Annotated in this window: 3 protein-coding genes; all 3 read right to left on the minus strand. The window is 64.9% G+C overall.

The window, feature by feature from the left end:
- Positions 1 to 806, minus strand: an 806-nt coding sequence (locus tag MKW14_RS40555; RefSeq protein ID WP_240871774.1) for a carbohydrate ABC transporter permease, incomplete at its 3' end; no start/stop codon positions are given.
- Complete coding sequence (locus MKW14_RS40560; RefSeq protein ID WP_240871777.1) at positions 803 to 1,780, minus strand: carbohydrate ABC transporter permease; 978 nt, start codon at positions 1,778 to 1,780, stop codon at positions 803 to 805. The genes MKW14_RS40560 and MKW14_RS40555, both read right to left, overlap by 4 nt.
- A gap of 14 nt (positions 1,781 to 1,794) precedes the next feature.
- Positions 1,795 to 2,978, minus strand: a 1,184-nt coding sequence (locus tag MKW14_RS40565) for an ABC transporter substrate-binding protein (RefSeq protein ID WP_240871781.1), incomplete at its 5' end; no start/stop codon positions are given.

Genomic DNA, 2,978 nt, shown 5'->3' on the forward strand with positions numbered 1-2,978 from the left:
AGGGCGCCGGCGGCGACGAGGTTGGGGTCGGTGAAGTACTGCCCGGAGAGGTTGTTCAGGGCGGAGGTGATGGGCATGTTCTCGCCGGTGGAGATCAGCACGATGGCCCAGAAGAAGTCGTTGTAGATCCAGATGGAGAGCAGGGTGGCCAGGGCGGCCATGGCGGGCTTGCACAGCGGCAGCACGATCTGCCAGTACATCCGCCACACGGAGGCGCCGTCGACGAGGGCGGCTTCGGTGAGTTCGTGCGGCAGCATCCGCATGTAGTTGGACAGGACGAAGGCGCAGAAGCCGGACTGGAAGGCGACGTGGATGAGGACCAGGCCGAGGGCGGAGTCGTAGAGCTTGCCGCTGGCGGTGATGCCGGGCAGGTCGATCAGCAGGTACATGCGGTACAGCGGGGTGATGATGACCTGCTGGGGCAGGAGGTTGCCGGCGGTGAACACCAGCAGCAGGAAGATGTTGAGGCGGAAGTCGAAGCGGGAGACGTAGAAGGCCACCATCGACGACAGCAGCAGGGTCAGCAGCACGGCCGGCACCGCGATGATCAGCGTGTTGCCGAAGTAGTGCAGCATGTCCGACTGGGTGAAGGCGTTCTTGAAGTTGTCGAAGGTCAGCTTGCTGGGCCAGGACACGTAGCCCTTGGTGCTGGTCTCCGAGTACGGGCGCAGGGCGGCGTAGATGGCCCACAGCAGCGGCGCCAGCCACACCAGCGACGTGGTGATGAGGAAGGCGTGCAGCAGGACGCGGGCCGGGCGGAGGGGGGTGCGCTGTTTGAGGGGCGCCGCGGCGCTCATGGTGCTCATGCCTGACGCTCCTTGCGGAAGGTCGCGATCAGGTAGGGGATGATGACCGCGAGGGAGATCACCAGCAGGACCACGGCGATGGCGGAGCCGTAGCCGATCCGGCTGGACTCGCCGATGATGTTGTTGGTGATCAGGATGGACAGCAGTTCGGTGCCCTGGGCGCCCTTGTTGAAGACGTACACCAGGTCGAAGGCGCGCAGCGCTTCGATGATCGTCACGACCAGGACGACGGTGTTGGTGGGGCGCAGGGTGGGGAAGATGACGTTCTTGAAGGTCTGCCACTCGTTGGCGCCGTCGAGGGAGGAGGCCTCGCGCAGGGAGGGGTCGACGCCCTTGAGGCCGGCGAGGTAGAGGATCATCATGTAGCCGGTGTGCCGCCAGGACGCGGCGACCAGCACGGCCCACAGGTTGAGGTGGGGGTCGCCGATCCAGTCGATGTAGTGGCCGGGCTTGTTGGCGCCGATGACGCTGTTGATCAGGCCGGTGTCGGGGTTGTAGACCAGCTGCCACACGAAGCCGGTGACCGCGAGGGAGACCACCACGGGCAGGAAGTAGGCGGTCTGGTAGACCCGGGAGAAGCGGATCTTCTTGTCCAGCTGGACGGCGAGGAACAGGCCCATCGGGGTCGGGATGCAGATCAGCACCACGAACCAGATGATGTTGTGCTCGACCGCGGGCCAGAACTGCGGGTTGCTGGTGAACAGCTGGTGGAAGTTCTGCAGGCCGACCCATTTGATGGAGTCGAAGCCGATGCCGTCCCAGCTGGTGAAGGCCAGGAGGATGGAGGCGAGGGCGGTGACCCAGACCAGGGCCACGTGCAGGACGGTGGGCACGCCCGCCATGAAGGCGAGCGTGAGGCGGTCCCGGCCGGTCAGCAGCCGCTGGTGGCCGCGGGGGATCCGCTTGACGGCAGGCGCGTGCCCCGGAGGCGGCACGGCCGCCTCCGGGGACTTCGTGTTGGTGTCGATGCTCACGATGACCGCTCAGCTCACGAAGACGCGAAGATCTGCTTCTTCTGGCGTTCGATGGACGTCAGCAGGGCGTCGATGCCCTTGGGGTTTTGCAGGAACTTCTGCAGCCCCGGCTGCATCACCGTGGAGGTGAAGTCCGGCCGCGAGTCACGGTCCATGAACTGCGTCAGCGACTTCGCCCCGCTGATCATCGTGTACGCCTTCTTCTGCAGCGGCGTGTACGAGGAGGTGTCCGCCTTGCTGGAGGCGGCCACCACCGACGAGTCGGCCTTCAGGTAGATCTGCTCGGCCTCCGGCGTGCCCAGGAACTCCATCAGCTGGGCCGTCCCCGCCTTGTTCTTGGGCGCCTTGGAGACCATGAAGCCGTCGGTGGGCGCCTCCACCGTGTCCTGCCCGAACGCCGAGTTGATCTCGGGGAAGGCGAAGAAGTCCAGGTCGTCCAGGTCGGCCTTGTTGGTGAACTGCTGCGCCACGAACGTGCCCAGCAGATACAGGCCCGCCTTCTTCGACACCAGCGTCTGCGCCGCGTCCTGCCAGGTGCGGCCCATGAAGCCGTCCTGGTGGTAGGGCAGCAGCTCGGCCCAGTGGTCGAAGACCGCCTTGACCTTCGGATCCGTCCACGACTCCTTGCCCGCCATCAGCGACTTGTGGAAGTCGTAGCCGTTGAGCCGGAAGTTGATCTGGTCGAAGGTGCCCATCGCCGGCCAGGCGTCCTTGTCACCGAACGCGATCGGCACCAGCCCGTCCTGCTTCATCTTCTTGCACAGCGCGACCAGCTGGTCCCAGGTCGTGGGGACCTCGTAGCCGTGCTGCTTGAAGACGCTCTTGCGGTAGAACAGCGCCCACGGATACGTGTACAGCGGCACGAAGTAGTACTTGCCGTCCTCGCCCTTGGCCAGCTGCTTCATCGCGTCCGGGAAGTTCCCGCCGATCTTCGCCCACACGTCGTCGACCGGCGAGGCCAGGTTCTTCGCCGCGAAGAACTGCATCCGGTACCCCGCGAACCAGGTGAACACGTCGTCCGGCGTGCCCTGCAGATACGAGTTGATCTGCTCCTGGAACGTGTTGTGGTCCTTCGTGTTCACGTCGACCTTGATCCCGGACTTCTTCGTGAACGCGGCATAGATCTCCGCGAACGCCTTCTTGGGCACCGCGTCGGAGGAGTTGGAACCCAGACTGACCGTCTTGGAATCCGACGAAC

The sequence above is a fragment of the Streptomyces gilvus genome (assembly GCF_022513565.1).
In the GTDB taxonomy this organism is placed as follows: Bacteria; Actinomycetota; Actinomycetes; order Streptomycetales; family Streptomycetaceae; genus Streptomyces; species Streptomyces gilvus.